Source organism: Alteromonas sp. ABV4_515, from assembly GCF_056160345.1.
Window position 1 is genome coordinate 567123 of sequence record NZ_JBSWWZ010000002.1, and the last position, 17008, is coordinate 584130.

The 17008-nt window shown below is 45.5% G+C and carries 13 protein-coding genes; 2 read left to right on the top strand and 11 right to left on the bottom strand.

The annotated features are described in order from the left end of the window. Position 1 precedes the first annotated feature (1 nt). From ACXAGX_RS06795 to ACXAGX_RS06825, 7 genes are all read right to left on the bottom strand, one after another. Positions 2 to 985, bottom strand: a complete 984-nt coding sequence (locus ACXAGX_RS06795) for a polysaccharide deacetylase family protein (RefSeq protein WP_474837392.1) — start codon at positions 983 to 985, stop codon at positions 2 to 4. Between the two features lies 1 nt (position 986). Continuing rightward, positions 987 to 2162 (bottom strand): hypothetical protein, encoded by a 1176-nt coding sequence (locus tag ACXAGX_RS06800; protein WP_474824373.1) that lies wholly within the window; start codon positions 2160 to 2162, stop codon positions 987 to 989. Next, a complete protein-coding gene (locus ACXAGX_RS06805) occupies positions 2162 to 3349 on the bottom strand; it encodes a glycosyltransferase family 2 protein (protein WP_474837394.1) in 1188 nt (395 codons plus the stop codon). The genes ACXAGX_RS06800 and ACXAGX_RS06805 overlap by 1 nt, the downstream gene beginning before the upstream one ends. Next, entirely contained in the window at positions 3346 to 3669 is a 324-nt protein-coding gene (locus ACXAGX_RS06810) for a serine O-acetyltransferase (RefSeq protein WP_474824377.1), read from the bottom strand. Before ACXAGX_RS06810 ends, ACXAGX_RS06805 begins: the two co-directional genes overlap by 4 nt. 248 nt (positions 3670 to 3917) lie before the next feature. Then, complete coding sequence (locus ACXAGX_RS06815) at positions 3918 to 6524, bottom strand: tetratricopeptide repeat protein (RefSeq protein ID WP_474824379.1); 2607 nt, start codon at positions 6522 to 6524, stop codon at positions 3918 to 3920. A gap of 171 nt (positions 6525 to 6695) precedes the next feature. Further along, positions 6696 to 7454: a flocculation-associated PEP-CTERM protein PepA gene (pepA, locus tag ACXAGX_RS06820; RefSeq protein ID WP_474837396.1), complete on the bottom strand. Its 759-nt coding sequence runs from the start codon at positions 7452 to 7454 to the stop codon at positions 6696 to 6698. A 154-nt stretch (positions 7455 to 7608) separates the two neighbouring features. After that, positions 7609 to 8469, bottom strand: coding sequence for a ThiF family adenylyltransferase (locus ACXAGX_RS06825; RefSeq protein ID WP_474824383.1), 861 nt, complete (start codon positions 8467 to 8469; stop codon positions 7609 to 7611). Positions 8470 to 8591: 122 nt separating this feature from the next. On the opposite strand from ACXAGX_RS06825, the gene ACXAGX_RS06830 reads away from it, so the two are divergent. Together ACXAGX_RS06830 and ACXAGX_RS06835 are read left to right on the top strand one after the other, a co-directional pair. Next, the gene (locus tag ACXAGX_RS06830; RefSeq protein WP_474837398.1) at positions 8592 to 9356 is read left to right on the top strand and encodes a S1 family peptidase; all 765 of its coding nucleotides are present in this window, start codon (positions 8592 to 8594) and stop codon (positions 9354 to 9356) included. Between the two features lie 121 nt (positions 9357 to 9477). Continuing rightward, complete coding sequence (locus ACXAGX_RS06835; protein WP_474824387.1) at positions 9478 to 10494, top strand: NAD-dependent epimerase; 1017 nt, start codon at positions 9478 to 9480, stop codon at positions 10492 to 10494. 23 nt (positions 10495 to 10517) lie between these two features. Here ACXAGX_RS06835 and ACXAGX_RS06840 read toward each other — a convergent pair whose 3' ends face one another. From ACXAGX_RS06840 to ACXAGX_RS06855, 4 genes are all read right to left on the bottom strand, one after another. After that, on the bottom strand, positions 10518 to 11384 hold the full coding sequence (locus ACXAGX_RS06840; protein WP_474824389.1) for a PEP-CTERM/exosortase system-associated acyltransferase: 867 nt from the start codon (positions 11382 to 11384) through the stop codon (positions 10518 to 10520). A 314-nt stretch (positions 11385 to 11698) separates the two neighbouring features. Further along, positions 11699 to 13870: a malate synthase G gene (locus ACXAGX_RS06845; RefSeq protein ID WP_474837400.1), complete on the bottom strand. Its 2172-nt coding sequence runs from the start codon at positions 13868 to 13870 to the stop codon at positions 11699 to 11701. A 109-nt stretch (positions 13871 to 13979) separates the two neighbouring features. Next, the gene (locus ACXAGX_RS06850) at positions 13980 to 14927 is read right to left on the bottom strand and encodes a LysR family transcriptional regulator (RefSeq protein ID WP_474824393.1); all 948 of its coding nucleotides are present in this window, start codon (positions 14925 to 14927) and stop codon (positions 13980 to 13982) included. Positions 14928 to 15174: 247 nt separating this feature from the next. Next, on the bottom strand, positions 15175 to 16770 hold the full coding sequence (locus ACXAGX_RS06855) for an isocitrate lyase (protein WP_474824395.1): 1596 nt from the start codon (positions 16768 to 16770) through the stop codon (positions 15175 to 15177). Positions 16771 to 17008: the final 238 nt, after the last annotated feature.

The following is a 17008-nucleotide window of genomic DNA, read 5'->3' on the forward strand; positions in this document are numbered from 1 at the left end:
TCTATATCCGTTTGGCGTAGGTGAGCATTTTCTTAAGGGCTGTGTCATCCATCATGTATTCGATGGGGAACCGACAGAGGTCATATCGATTCTTCGTCAAATTCACATTTACGCCAGGATGAAAATTAAAGGCAATTTCGTAGCCATTATTTATCAGTGCTTCAATGACACTGTCATTGTAGGTGTTTTTACTTCCAACCGGATAACTAAAAGCGCGCACTTTCTTACCAAGCTTCTCTTCCAAAATCGACTTCGAATGACTGAGCTCGAAAAGCATCTGTTCATCATCCAGTTTGGCGAGAATGTCGTGGCTATGCGAATGTGCGCCAATATCCATACCATTCGCACTCAGTTCGCGAATGTGCTCCCAGGTCATAAACTCTGAATTTGGGTAAGCATTGGGCTTGCCTACAAAGTTCTCAATGTCAGTGATTTGTTGGCAAATTGGTGATTTAGACTGCTTAATTTGATTGAGTATCAAGCGTACAAAAATTTGTCGGTTACCGGTTAATTCTACAGTTTCTTTCCAGTAAGGGAGTTTTATCTTTTTAATATGAGAACGCTGAATTAAATAAGCGACCTTGTCCCACCAGGGAAGCTCTGCATTTTCAATAAGGCCCGTAGCAATAAAGAACACAGCTGGGATTTTCAATGACTTGAGGATCGGGTAGGCCAATTCAAAATTGTCCCGGTAACCATCGTCAAAAGTCACAACGAGATACTTTCCATTAGCCCGCGATTTGTTGCTGACTAACTCAATAAGCTCACTCAGACTAATAATATCAAAGTACTGTTTGAGGTAAGTGAGATGTTGTTGAAGTTTTTCTGCAGAGCAGGAATAAACATTCGGATCCAGTTTACTGCTGGCAACATCACCTATCCGGTGCAGGTTGAGTACATAAACACCATTGGGCAAGTGTTTCCAACGAAAATCGGAAACGCCCAATAATGACTCAACTTTTGACTGTATCCTTTTGGCTAGCACACTACATCCTTTTAAATGCTGGCTTTTTCAAAATAAAATCGCGGTAATCGTTCGGATCGCCTTGTTCACCAGCTTCGGCTGCTTTGGCGATGTTGTACATTTCCCTTGCACTTACGTAATGTAATTTATATTGCTCACCATCATTGTACTTTTCATTTAAATGACGGTGCATGGCTTCGATAGGCTCGCCGAGTAGTGCAGGCATATCGACATCTTGAGCGCCGTGGGTATGAATTTTAATGAAAATCCAGTTTGGCTGCCCCTCAACGTGAATGTGTTTATCTACCCAGTTATCAATACGTGCCGGTGAAGGACGCATGTTATCGCGAATATCCGCGCGTTCTATCTTCGGCAGGATACCAAATTTGAAGGCTTCACGGTTGAAGCCCATAGGGCCTTGCATGATGAGCATGTCACCGCTTGCACTGCCGTTTTTATGCATAAGCTTGCCCGTATTATAGGACTTAGGCTTATTTGGATCGTCTTTGGCGTAATAAAAACAGTTAGTCAGTGACGGCTGTGTTGAATCTGGTGAGGGGAATGTCATATCGACATAACAGCCAGTTTCTTTCAACACAATGAGCTCGTCATTCACGCCACACCAATGGCCTTTAGGATGAGAATTGTCAAGGGCCCAGTTACCATGAATAAATGCATAAACAGGCTTTCCTGTTACGGGGTCTGTCGCCAGGGCACCGTGTTTTTCATGCAGTGTCTGTGCAAAATTGCTCAAGACCATACGCAGATTATCACTGGTGTCGTTTTCGTGGTGAAGGTGTATCTCTATTTCACCAAATCCTCTGGCACACAAATCTGACAGCTTGTTCAAGTGTTCTTCGCGGTATTCTTCTTCAGGGAAGAAAAACGAATGTTTAGGGTGACAGCCGTCGGCATCAGTGAATTTTTCCGCCATTTTGGGGTAGTCATTAAACCAACGATCAACACGCTCTCTCTCAAGCTCAATATTGTCTTTATTTAACCACTGAGGTTCGTAGTGATCGACAAAGCAAAACATGACATGCGTAGTGCCGGATGTTTGAGGTTTACTGGAAAAAAAAGCTTTTCTCCAATACCCGAGGATCCAAGGATGCATATCTTTTTTATAAATAAGCACGACTGCAAAGGACACAGCCAGCAGTAAAAGAAACACGAAGGTAAGAAGAATATAAAAAGTCATTAGCGGGCCGTTCTTTTCCAGGTTGCAGACTGCTTTGATGTTAAAAAGCGAATGAATCCCTGTCCGAGGGAAACGTTCATAGAGACAAAAAATGTGACAAGTTTAATGATGGCAGCGAGTTTTCCCTTTTTGTTTTCAGACATATTTAAACCATAAAAATACGCCAGATAGAAGAGGGCATGACCGCACATCAAAACACTGTAAATCGGGTTGCCAAAAGCAAGCATAATATTGGTTACTAATGCTAAAAGCATGAAATGAGGCACAAACCAGCGCACAATTTTGTGGCTAATGTAGGCAAAGCAACGGGCACCTGCCGTTGGGCTAAGTACCCAGCCAAGACGACTCATCGCTTGGTAATTGCCGGCACCAATTCTCACTCTGCGGCTTGCTTCTTCGCTAAGGTTAGGGGCAATTTCTTCAATGGCCCTGGCTTCCGGGTTATACGTTAACCGGTAACCTTGCCTCGCTACGCCCATAAATACACAGAAATCATCAATGATGGTGTTCTCTGGCAAGGGTTCATAAAGTTCAGTACGAATAGCATAAATGGCACCGTTTGCCCCGAGCATTGCGTTGATGCGAGATTCATGGAATTTAAGCACCTGCTCATACTGCCAATAAAGGCTGTCTTTGTTGTTACCGGAAAATGCGTCTACAAGCTCGAGTTCGCCGCATACGCCACCTATTTCGGGCTCACGGAAATCAGCGACCAACTTGGTAATTGCATCAGGCTGAAAAAACGTATTAGCATCGGAAAAAACGGTGATGGGTGTTTTTACCTGGTTCAGCAAATCGTTAAGTACGTTAATCTTGCCGCGATTTTGTTCAAATAAAACGGCTTCAAAACGCGAGTCAGTAAATTCGCTTAATAGCGCATTGGTATTATCTGTGCTCCCGTCAGACCCAATAAGAATACTCAACTTTTCAGCGGGGTAATTCAGCGCGAGTAAATTTTCAACCCGCGCTTTTATACACTTTTCTTCGTTATAGGCAGCAATAACCACCGTGACTTCAGGCAGCTCGCTTTCGCGTTTACGACGCCCCTGTTTACTTAGCACGAACTTCGTGTCTTTGATTGCCTGTTTTAAGCTACTTAATAGAATGAGCAGAACCGGATAAACAGCATAGGTGTAAAGGATTGCACCAACACTTAGCCAGAAGACGGTTGTAAGAAAAGTCGTCATTGTTTAGGCTTCGCTGGTATGCCTAATGCGGTGCAGTTAGAAGGTATATCTTTTACTACCACTGCATTGGCGCCAATTTTCACGTTATCGCCGATGGTCACCCCACCGATTATTTTAGCCCCAGCGCCAATAAATACATCGTTACCAATAGTGGGTGATAGTCCTTTTTCATCACCAATAACCACGCCGCTTTCAATAACCACACGCTCACCGGTTACGACCTTGCTGTTAATCACCACACCCACAGGATGCATGATCACCAAACCTTTACCGAACTGAGCTTTCACACCAATAACGCAACCGTTGAACCATTTATTCAAAATTTGAAAAAAGAGTCCGAGAGGGCTGAGTAATCCTCGACTGCACAGGTGAGATAAACGGAACAAAAATGTTGCACTTGTTCCGTCAGTCAATAAAAGTCTGAGTAGTGAGAGGTGAGCACCATCATCGGCAAAGATAGCTTGTTTATATTTGAGGTCGCTCTTGAAAATGTTTAACACTAACTTGTACTTCCATATTTTCGCTTACTGCGAGCACAAGGTTGTGCCCGCGGCTGTTTACGTTAAATCTAACTTTTCAGTTCGTCTTCAATCAGACTTTTTGTATTTGACAATGTTTGATTGCCAGGACGGATATTCAGCGCTTGAGAAATCCACTTGTAAGCTTTATCTGGCTGTTTGTCTTGCAACAATAGCAGCGCGATATTATTCATTGCTTTCCAGTTTCTCGTTTGTTCGCCAAGCAGACCTTCATAAAACGCGATAGCCTTCTTAGGATGGAAATGGGAAAGCTCACTCACGTAAAGTAAATCTGCGTCATCGTAGCCACGGGTTTCATTGGCAAGTTCTTCTAACACGGCCAAACCCTTTTCCGGTTCGCCGGTTTCAACCAGTGCTTTATATAACAGTTGGGCTGATTTGGTTGTACGCATATTCTTAAACGCTGCCGTGAGCGCAGGAATAGCCTCGTCGTAATTCTGTTCAGCTGAGCTGATTCGCCCGGCTATCTCTTGTGCTGTTGGCGAATTGGCTACAGAAGCAGGTAAAGATGCCAGTACTTGCCTTGCCTCTCCGTAAGCTTTTTGGTTTACCAAAATATGGCTGCGCAATAGCAGAATTTGAGGGTCGGTTTTTATTTTCTCAGGCGCATTGTTCATGGCGCGAATCGCCGCGCGGTCGCCATCTGCCATCATGGTTGCTTCGAAAAACGCTTCGTAAACCGGAATAGTGACAAAATTAGACTTTATGGCATTTCGTAAGGTATCTAATGCTGCTAGCGGCTGCTTAAGCGCCATAAGCGATTTCGCTAATAAATAATCAACTTGAGGCTGTGTCTGATAGTTAAATACAGACGAGCGGGCCTGATTAACCACTTCTTTATAATCTTGCTGCAGGTAAGCCGCGTACAGTTTTGTAAATGCGGTGGTTGATGCATTTCCATCAAGCAACGAATCCAGACTTCTGTAGCCACTTTTCGTGCCAGATACAGCACCCGATGCTGTGTATGCACCATAGAGTGCTGCATGGTCGTTAGGCGAATCCGTTAACACCTTTTTATAACCGTCTAGCGCTTCTTCTACATTACCCTCGGCCATCGCACGGTCTGCAAAAAACTTTGTTGCCTCGAGGTTTGACGGAGAGATTGCTTGGATTTTGCTATAAATAGATGCCAATGCTGCGCGGTTACCAATTAATTTTTCAAATTTGACTAAAATAAGTAAATTTTCAATATTGTCTGGCTCGGCTTCTATCCAGTCCTGGATGATCGCACGGGTATTATCGATGTCACCTTCCGATGCTTTCATTGCTACAAGCATCAACTTAGATTGAAAACTATTGCCGCTAGCTGCACCCGCAACAATTTCTTCAGAGGCTGATTTAAGCAGCTCTGAACCGTCGGTGTCACCCACACCCAGTTTCATGATACCAAGTTGCTGACGTTGTTCAGGGGTTTCAAAATCGTCAGCTTTGATATTCTTTAGAATTTTAGCGGCTTGTGCATTTTCACCGGTTAACAAAAGCGCGGAAGCGGCTTTTGCTGCCAAACGGGTATTACTGGCAATCAGCGACGGTTGTCTTTCATATAAGGTGTAAGCATCCATGTAATCGCCAGCAGAGAGTTTGGCGGCGATGTACATCTGCAGGCCAGGGTGATTCGGTGGAAATTTATCAACCAGTTTCTCTAAATAAGAAAGCGCCTGTTCGTAGTTCCCAATCTGGAAATGGGAAATACCCGCCACATAGATTGTCGTGGTTGAAATGAAATTTTGCGCTATGACGGTGTCGATATATCTTGCCGCACTCTTAAAATCTTGTCGGGATAATGCTGCAATGGATTTAAGTTGATTGGCCAACGGGTGTGTCGGCACAATTTGGAGCACATTATCAATGTACTTCTCGGCCTCAGGGAACGCTTTCGCTTTTAACAGTGCTTCACCAATCTTAAGGTTGAGTTGCGCGAAATAGGGTTTCAGTTTTAACAGCGCTATGTAGTTATCAGCGGCAGCATTAAAATCTCCCGCTGCCTGAAGGATCTCTGCTATTAAAGAACGAATTAACCAATCCTCCGGGTACTTCTGTACCAAGGCATCTGTGGCCTGAATGTTGTCTACGTTCTCGTTAATTAAAAACTGATTGATGATAAATTCCACGTCGTTGATGCGTTCACTTTGTGACGGCGCATTGATTTTAGCGACGGCAGCTTTCGCGGCTTGTAGATGTTCATTGGTGGAATCAATGGATTTTGAACGGCCTGAAATAACGGCAGCAATGGTCTCAACCTTGACGGTGTTCTCATCGTTCAGGCTGCTTTTGAATTCTTCAAAGGTGACTTCGAAAACGTCGAGGTCTGCCATAGAGTACAATGCGAGAAAGTATTCTTCAGCAAAGTCGTTGATATCACCGCGCTGGGTTAACACTTTGTCAAACGTGGTGATAGAACTGACCATATCGCCTACATCAAAATAGATTCGGGCAAGTTCAATTCTTGGTCTAATGTCTTGTGGAGATTGCTGGACGGCTGCTTTTAAATGAATGATTGCTTGCTTGTAATCATCTTCGCTGAGCGCTGTCTGCGCTTCATTTAAAAGTTCATCTGTGGTCATCTGAGAGCAAGCGGCAACCCACATCGTTGAAGCAACAAAAGTGAGCGCTTTCGTTATTCTTTTTATACCCATATATACAGCGTGTCCTTTTTAAAATGAGTGGTTACTTTAATCGTTCTCCTATCAAAAGGAAAGTATGAAACCTTGAGGGAAAGTATGAAGGGAATGGCTCATTGAAGGCGAGAGAGTAGATGTAAAAAAAGGCGACACAAGGTCGCCTTTTTTCCTTAAGCGTAAAAACGCTTATTTGTTCTTACGACGTGCACTCATACCCAAACCAACCAGGCCCAGAGCAAGTACTGCAACAGTTGATGGCTCTGGAACGCTTACAGGAGCTGCAACGAAACCAGCAGACAAGTCACCAGTTACTGAAGGCAGGTTAGCCAGCGTATCGAAGTCACCGTTAACGTTCAGCAGTGAGTAGAACGGAATTGGGTCTACGAAGTAGTCTTCACCATCAGCAGTCAGTACGAAGTCAGTGAAGTCAAAGTTAAAGTTACCAGTACCGTTATCATACTGACCGTAAGCATTAGTTACTGCAGACGCAGAACCCAACAGGATGTCGTCGCTGTTGTTGGTAGTAGTACCGTCGATCAGGCTGTCTACACCAGTATCCAGGTTAACGTCGATGTACAGGCTGAACTGTGCTTGCGTCGCAGTAAAGTCAGTTGCATTGGTAGAAGTAGTACCAGATGCAGTCAGAACTGCGTACAGGCTGTAAGAATCAGCAAGTTCAGTACCGAAAACTGGCATTGTACCGTTGTTTTGGAACAGTGCAGTCAGGTAAGCCATTGCGCCGGTAGTGAAACCGCCTTGACCGTCAAAAATCAGTTCTTCAACGTAACCACCGTTGAATTTATCACCAGTTTTAACTGTACCGTTGTAGTCTGTCTCATCGATAGAGAAGTCCAGGTACTCAGGGTTCATTTGAGCGTTAGCAGAAAAACCAGCTACCAGACCAGCTGTAAGAGCTAAAGATTTTACAATTTTATTAAATTTCATGACCATCTCCATATTAAATTCGTTCGGCTATCAGCCTCGCTAAGATGGTAGCAGTTATGATGCCAACTTTTTTAGTTGTTGTTTTTAAAGGGTTTTGTGTTTTTGAGTGAAGTGCGGAAAAGCGCGTTGTAAAAATCCCTGACAGTATTTTTCGCTATTTCTCGGTGACGACGCGCTCTGCAATCTTAAACTTTAGTCGCTGGATAATGCCGCGGTTACCAAACGGGCACCAAGTTCTACTTAGTTTATTCTTATAGGCATCAAAATGTAAGCCATGGGGAGCAGAAAGTACCTTTCCGCGGTCTAACAATATCTTCAGTGCTGTTGTTTCTGCGATACCCGCACACAGGCTAACGGCCATGGCGGTGGACGGGCCTTTACGCGCATGAAAATCAACTGCGGTTGCGTCTACCAGGTAGTCTCGTTGAAGCATGGCAGGGGACAAACCAATAAGAAACTGGATTAATTGGCCTTCTTCGGTTTTTTTATCTTCAAACCGGAAGTACTCTTCGTAAGTCATTTGACCGGGCATAAAACAGAGCAGGGCGGCGCCCATGCCTAGTGGCGCAGCAGTAACTACAGGGATGTTCTTTTCATAGCAACGTCGGAAAACCAGTTTTCTGGCTGCCAGTGCAAAAAAGTCGAGACTGTCTATATAAAGGTCTACACCGTCAAGGAAGTCGTCGACATTGGATTCATCAATGCCTTGGGGGTACTCGTTAATGCCAAGCTCAGGATTGATATCCTTCAGCATGGTGGTCATCACACTGATTTTATCCTGATCTTTTGTCGATACAAAGGCGCCTGATTGGCGGTTAATATTGTGGATATCGAACTGGTCAAAATCGGATATGTTAAGATTTCCGACACCCAGTCTAGCAAGGGTAATGCTGTGTAGTCCGCCCACACCGCCGCAACCGGCTATTGCAACCCGCTTATTGCGCAACGAGGCTTGTTCTTCATGCGTTACCCAACCAATGTTACGGGAAAACGCTACATCATAGTTAAAATCCATACGTTACTCAGTTATTCTGAATGCTTCAGTTTAGCTTAACCTTTATAGGGTAAGTTAATATCATGACATATAAAATGTTACCAAGTTAAAATTCGCTGGAATGACGAAATAGGGATGCCGAGGTGAAGTACTTTCGAATTTTATTATTGCTGATTGTTGGAATAAACAGCGTTACCGCCGAACCACTTAAAGATGTGGTAAAAAAAATTAAGCCGTCCGTGGTTGGAGTTGGCTTCTATGCGCCCATGGCCACAATAAGTCACCAACTGAAAGGGACGGGATTTGTGGTAGGAGATGGCCGCTATGTAGTGACCAATTCTCATGTCATTTTAGCGGTGCCTCAGGAAGAAAATATAAAGTTCAATGAAGTGGTATTTGTGCCCAAAGGCAGGCAAACAGGTATTGCGAAGGTTAAACAGGTGTTCACAGATGAGGAACACGATTTATCTATTCTAGAACTGACGAAGCCATTGCCAGCAGTGCGTCTGCTATCAGAGACAGAAACCTTGGATGATGGAGAAGACGTGGCGATGACCGGATTTCCCATTGGTGCTGTTCTTGGCTTGTACCCTGCTACGCACCGAGGTATCGTCGCGGCTTACTCACCCAATGTCATTTCTGCCGCAAATAGCACCCAGTTATCTGAGGCTTATCTGGCCAGTTTGCGCAATCCGTTTATGGTGTATCAGCTTGATATTACAGCTTATCCTGGCAATAGCGGCAGCCCAGTTTATAATGCGGAAACCGGGGAAGTATTTGCCGTTATCAACAAAGTGTTTATCAAAGAATCCAAAGAATCAGCAATCACTGCACCCAGCGGTATCACTTACGCTATTCCTGTAGAGCATGTTTATGCGCTAGCGAGAAAGCATGGCATTTCGTTGTAAAAAATCAGGTTTAAAATCGGCGTTGATTTTGCTTTCGATCTTACAGCCTGGTTTTCCAGTATTATTTAAAAATTGATTGAGTATCTTGCTCAACACGTAGCATTTATCTAGGGAGCACGATATGAAAGTGTTAGTGACAGGGGCGGCCGGCTTCATCGGTTCGTATGTTTCAGCTTTTCTGATTGAACGTGGGGATGAGGTTGTCGGCATTGATAATCTAAATGATTATTACGATGTGTCGTTGAAAGAGGCACGCCTGCAACGTATTACTTCTTTGCCTGGTGCAGAAAAATTTACTTTCATAAAGATGGGCGTCGAAGATCGTCCGGCCATGGAAGCGCTATTTGCAGAGCAAAAGTTTGACAAAGTGGTGCATCTTGCGGCGCAAGCCGGGGTGCGTTATTCATTGGAAAATCCTCACGCTTATATCGACGCGAACATTGTGGGTTTCATGAACATTCTTGAGGGATGCCGTCACAACGAAGTGAAACACTTAGTGTATGCGTCATCCAGTTCGGTGTATGGCGCTAACGAAAGTATGCCCTTCGCAGTAGAAGACAATGTCGACCACCCAGTATCACTTTATGCGGCGAGTAAAAAAGCGAATGAGCTAATGGCGCATACTTACAGCCATTTATATGGTTTGCCAACGACCGGACTGCGATTCTTCACCGTATATGGCCCATGGGGGCGCCCTGATATGGCGTTGTTCTTGTTTACTAAAGCCATTTTAGAAGACAAGCCGATCAAAGTGTTCAATTACGGTAACCACCGTCGTGATTTTACTTACATTGATGACATTGTCGCGGGCGTGATTGCCACTCTGGACAATAATGCTAAAAGCGATGATAACTGGTCAGGCGAGGAGCCTAATCCTGGGTCAAGTAAAGCACCTTGGAAGGTCTATAATATCGGGGCGCAAACGCCGGTGCATTTGCTAACTTACATTGAAACCCTGGAAAACGCGCTGGGCAAGAAAGCAGAAAAAGAAATGTTACCGATGCAGAAAGGTGATGTGCCAGATACCTTTGCAGACGTTGAAGCCTTAGTAAAAGATACTGGATACCGTCCAAAAACGGATATCGCTACGGGGATTGGCCAGTTTGTTGACTGGTATCGCGATTTCTATAAGGTTTAACGAAGATAATTTTTTTGCGGCACTCAGTCTTTGATGAACTGCCGCAAATAGTCTTCTTTTTCCTCCGGCATATTGGGAATTTGATGCCGCAGGTTAAGTCTGATCTCTTCGAGCATCGCGGCAAAGCCAGGTTTCAAACTTCCCTCAAGCAACGGTCGGTTAATGTAGTATGGCGCTCGCTTTCCATGGTAATTCACTACCGGCCCAATTTGCTGAAACTTTATTCCCACATAACCCATACTTCTCGCTAGACGGGGTTCCATCATGACATACGCATGCTTTACGCCAAACTCCAGTGCTGAAGCGGCAGCGGCAAAATAAAGACCAACAGCAATGAAGGGGAAGCACCGTAATTCGGTCTCTGAGTAGGTGACCGGGTTGATAGCACCCACTGCAGAACCGTCAAAGTCGTCTGAACGACGTCGGCGGAAATACTTGGGGACAGCCAATCGCGATATCTCGCAAATTTCGTGGCGTTTAAATCGTACCGGACTCAGATCTTCCCGGGTAATGGATGACAGGCAGTATTTTTCAATCGGCAATTGCTGATGCGCTTCCAACGGGCGTACTGCTCTTACCGTACCAGCCATTTCATTTGAACCAATATGTCTAATTAAACAATGGCGGGAATAAGCATCAAATTCGTCCGTTTCGAGACCTGATTCTTTAACGGGTTCGAAAGCTAATTCATCGCAATACACGTTATGCCGTATTTTGTATACGGACTCACGTAGCGCGTCGTCAACGGCAAGCACGGGTTCGAGGTAAGTACTGAAGTGTGACGATATGTAATTCGCCTCACGCAATTGTTGATAGCCAGACACGAGTTTTCCGAAACGCGTCCGGCGGAACTTTTTGTTGATTGTGTCAAATATCGATTGATTAGCCATAAAGGATTTTTACTTCCTACTTCTAGTACCGCAACCTTACACTAAGGCTGCAAACTGGCACAGCGTGAATACATATCCCTCTTGATACTATAGGACAGATTCGGATATTTATGGCAAAAATTAGAATTTCTTTATACGCCTTTGAATTAGATGGATTTACCGCTTTTCGACCGGTTATTTGTCACGCAGATTGCGTGTGATGGGCTATACCTGAGCCTTACGGTTTGCGACAGTGATAGCGTTTTTAAGCCAATAAAAAAGCCACAAAATGTGGCTTTTTTGTACATCGATGCGTTAATCAAGAAATCATAAAACTATGAATTCAGGGATGCTTTCATATCTTTCCGTCGTTGGTGCAAAAGGGGCTCGGTGTACCCGTTTGGTTGTGAAACACCATCAAAGATCAGCTCTCGGGCGGCTTTAAAGCCAATAGAAGAGGTGAGGTCTGGGGTCATAGGAATGTACTCACTGTCGCCCTGATTTTGCTCGTCAACCAGTGTCGCCATGCGCGTTAAGGACGCATCTACCTGTTCGGCGGTGATAATGCCATGGACTAACCAATTAGCGAGGTGCTGAGAGGATATCCGTAGTGTCGCGCGGTCTTCCATTAAACCGACATTATTAATGTCTGGCACTTTAGAACAACCGATTCCCTGATGAACCCAACGAACAACATAACCAAGAATACCCTGCACATTGTTGTCAACTTCTCGTTGGATTTCCTCACGGGTTAAAGAAGCGCCTTCTGGCATCAGCGGAATAGTGAGGATGTCGGCAATGCCGTCGTAATCCTGTTCACCCATCTTTGACTGCAGGCCAAAAACATCAACCTCATGGTAGTGCAGGCTGTGCAAGGTTGCTGCGGTTGGTGAAGGTACCCACGCCGTATTGGCGCCCGCTTTGGGGTGTCCTACTTTAGCTTCCATCATGTTGGCCATCTGATCTGGAATAGGCCACATACCTTTACCAATTTGCGCACGTCCGGAGAGTTGACATTTTAAACCCGTTTGCACGTTTGCTTTTTCGTAGGCGGTGATCCACTGCATGGTTTTCAGTGTGCCTTTGGCCGCAAATGGACCTGCCTGCATTGAAGTATGAATTTCGTCGCCAGTGCGGTCGAGGAAACCGGTGTTGATAAACGCGACTCGCGATGACGCGGCACCAATACACGCTTTCAAATTGATGCTGGTGCGACGTTCTTCATCCATGATACCCATTTTCAAAGTGTCGCGTTTCAAACCGAGCATGTCTTCCACACGGCCGAATAATATATTGGCGAATGCCACTTCTTCGGGACCGTGCATTTTCGGTTTAACAATATAAATACTGCCGGTGCGGCTGTTGTTGAATTTACCGTTACCGAGCAAATCATGTTTGGCGATGAGCGAGGTGATTACGCCGTCCATAATGCCTTCAAATACCGGTTCACCATCTAGCAAAATAGCATCGTTACGCATTAGATGGCCTACATTGCGAACAAACATCAGGCTACGTCCTGAGAGCGTCACTGTGTCAGAGCCATTGGCGGCAGTGTATTCCCGGTCTGACTGCATAGCGCGCACAATTTTTCTGCCGCCTTTGTCCATAGTCAGCGACAGATCGCCTTTCATCAGGCCCAGCCAGTTGCTATATACAAGGGTTTTATCTTCAGCATCAACGGCGGCAACAGAATCTTCGCAGTCCATGATAGTGGTCAGAGCGGCTTCTACCAGCACATCTTTTACGCCGGCAGGATCGGCTTTGCCGATAGAGCTGTCAGCATCAATCTGAATTTCAAAGTGCAAACCATTGTGTTTAAACAGCAGAGCGGTGGGTGCACTGGCTTCACCCTGGAAGCCGATAAATTGTTCCGCTGATTGTAACGTGGTTTCACTGTCCTTTAAGATTACTGCCAGTTTTCCACCGTTGATGGTGTACGCAGTGACACCTGTGTGAGAGGCATTCTCAAGCGGTAGCATTGTATCGAGCAGCGATTTTGCTTTAGCGATAACCTTGTCACCACGAACAGGGTTATAGGTTGAACCGGCCTCTGCGCCACCGTCATCGCTGATCACGTCGGTACCGTACAGTGCATCGTACAGACTACCCCAGCGAGCATTTGCCGCATTCAGTGCATAGCGGGCGTTATTAATCGGCACAACAAGTTGAGGCCCAGCCATGGTGGCAATTTCAGAGTCTACATTAGTGGTGGTCGCCGCAGCGTTAGCGGGTTCGGGTTGCAAATATTCGATATTGCGAAGAAACTGCAGGTAGTCGTCACCGAAAGCTGGCTTGCCTGCCTTGTGATATTCGTCGATTAACACTTGCAGATGGTCGCGCTTATCAAGAAGCGCTTGATTGACTGGAACGAGGTCGACAAGCAGAGATTCGAAATCAGTCCAGAATGCCGCGCTATCTACGCCGGTGCCTGGCATTGCCTGTTCATTGATGAATGTGTTGAGCACTTCAGCAACCTGAAGCCTTCCGTGTTGAATGTAACCTTTCATAATGACCTCTACTCTTTAATGAATGGTTAGTGTAGAGGGTATTGAAGCGTATTTTTAATTTATGGTTTGTATGATTGCCATAACCCTTATGAATTATGGCAGTCATTGATTACATATTGCTCATTTCAGCGGCGAGATCACCGATGAGTCGGCGTAGCCAAATGTGACCTGCATCGTGATGGAGTAGGGCGCTCCAGGCCATCTTCAATGCAATAGGGGGAATGTCGAAGGGCGGCTCTTTCACAATCACAGTGGGGTCGTCTTTAAACAAACGAGCTGCTTTGCTGGGTAGGGTTGCCACCAAGTTTTGTGTTTTCGCTATTTGCAGTGCAGCATGGTAATGGCGAGTAAATACTCGGATAGCCCGTTGTTTACCGAGCTTCGTGAGCTCTGCGTCTACCCAGCCCAGTTTTTGTACTTCATTGGGGTCGATACCCACGCCTACACCAAAACCGGTTTTGCTTACCCAAATATGCTGGGCGCTGAGATAGCTTTCCAAATCCCATTTCTGTTCAGCAAGAGGGTGTGACGCCGCCAGTACGCAGCTGAAACTGTCATACCAAATCACTTTTTGGTGGAACGACAGGGGAAGTTCATCGAAACGGTTGATGGCCATGTCAACCTTGCCCTGTTCCACATCATGGAAAGTGACGTCACTGGGGGTAATTAAATCGAGGGTGATATTCGGTGCCAGTTTGCCGAGACGACCAACGAGTTCAAGTAGCAAGGTACTTTCAGCATAGTCACTGGTCATAATGCGAAAAGTGCGTGCGCTGGTAGCCGGGTCAAAATCCGTTTCTGGCTGAATAGAACTTTCCAGTTTACTTAACACATCGCGGATAACCGGTTGTAACTCAAGCGCTCGTTTGGTCGGCGTCATCCCTTCACTGGTTCGCACCAGTAGCGGGTCTTTAAACAAATCCCGCAGACGCTTCAAACCATTGCTCATGGCTGGCTGAGTAATGCTCAGCTGATTTGCTGCCCGGGTCACACTGCCTTCTCTAAGCAATACGTCGAGATAAACCAGAAGATTCAGATCCACTTTGGCTATATTCATGCTTCTAATGCCCCATATCAGGATTATTCTGTTTAACTATTATAATCGAATCGGTTTCACTGAACAGATGACTAATGGTCGCAGATTTTCTGCCCAATGTTCGCCTTAAGCACTGATACTTTGGTACGAAGTTAACAATCAGCCAGGCTCTGGATTTAAAATTGCCGTAATTATAGTCCAGAAAATAATAAAATCGGTGAATATAAAAAAGGCTCCCGAAGGAGCCAGAGGTTAGGAACCTGTATGCTTACACATCAAATTGGTTCATGGTGTTGTCGTCGCCTGAAGCTTTCAGTGCGCCTTCACCAGAGAAATACTCTTTGTGGGTGTCACCCAGGTCAGAACCAGCCATGGCTTGGTGCTTAACGCACGCCAGACCCTGACGAATTTCTTTACGCTGAACACCTTTAACGTATGCCAGCATACCTTCGTCACCGAAGTAACCTTGCGCCAGGTTGTCAGTAGACAGTGCCGCAGTGTGGTAAGTAGGCAACGTGATCAGGTGGTGGAAGATACCTGCTTCACGTGATGCATCACGCTGGAAGGTCTGGATCTTCGCATCTGCTGCTGCAGCCAGTTCACTGTCGTCATATTCTGCAGACATCAATTTCGCCCGGTCGTAAGCAGATACGTCTTTGCCTTCTTCCTGCCATGCGTCGAATACTTGCTGGCGGAAGTTCAGTGTCCAGTTGAAAGACGGTGAGTTGTTGTAAACCAGTTTCGCGTTCGGGATAACTTCACGAATCGCGTCAACCATGTCACCAATTTGACGTACATGAGGTTTTTCAGTTTCAATCCACAGCAGGTCAGCACCGTGTTGCAGAGAAGTGATACAGTCAAGAACAACGCGGTCGAAACCAGTATTTGCTTTGAACTTGAACAGACCATTAGGCAGACGAACAGGCTTAACCAGTTTGCCGTCTTGTTTGATAACCAGGTCGCCATCAGACAGGTCATCTGCACCAGAAACTTCAGTAGTGTCCAGGAATGCATTGTACTGAGAAGCCAGGTCGCCAGGTGCGGTAGATACAGGGATTTTCTGTGTCAGACCGGCGCCTAATGAGTCAGTACGGGCAACAATAACACCGTCGTCTACGCCCAGCTCTAAGAATGCGTAACGAACCGCGTTGATTTTCGCCAGGAAGTCTTCATGAGGAACGGTAACTTTACCGTCCTGGTGACCACACTGCTTAGCATCGGATACCTGGTTTTCAATCTGGATACAGCAAGCACCCGCTTCAATCATTTTCTTCGCTAACAGATAAGTGGCTTCTTCGTTACCGAAACCGGCGTCGATGTCAGCAATGATAGGTACTACGTGCGTTTCGAAATTGTCGATTTGTGCTTGGATAGCCGCTACATCGCCACCGTTTGCCTGTGCTGCATCTAATTGTTTGAACAGATCACCCAGTTCACGTGCATCAGCTTGACGCAGGAAAGTGTAAAGCTCTTCAATCAGCATAGGAACGGTGGTTTTTTCGTGCATTGATTGGTCAGGCAGTGGGCCGAACTCAGAACGCAGGGCTGCAACCATCCAGCCAGAGAGGTACAGATAACTTTTGTTGGTAGTACCGTGATGTTTCTTTACAGCCAACATTTTTTGTTGACCTACGAAACCGTGCCAGCAACCTAAAGACTGCGTGTAGCTTGCACTGTCGGCATCATACTCTTCCATATCTTTGCGCATGATAGCGGCAGTGTACTTGGCAATGTCCAGACCAGTTTTGAAACGGTTCTGTGCTTTCATGCGTGCGGCGTACTCTGGGTTAATACCTTCCCAGCTTCCTTTCTGCGCGGCTTTTAGCGTAGCAATAGTATCGATATCTTGCTGATATTGCGACATAGAGGTCTCTCCCGAATTAACTCAAATATGTTGTTTAGGCGATTACGCTGCACTGCGCTCTCGTTAGCTCACAATCATCCTAGTGCCGTTGTAAGAATAACGTAAATATATAATCTTCATTCTCATCATATGTTTCATGAATGTTAAATGCAGGTGCCTGTGAAAGTTGACGTTATTGGTTTCAGCGGCGGTGATTTTTAAAGGGAGAAATATTGTGCGATAGGCCCTATTATTAGAT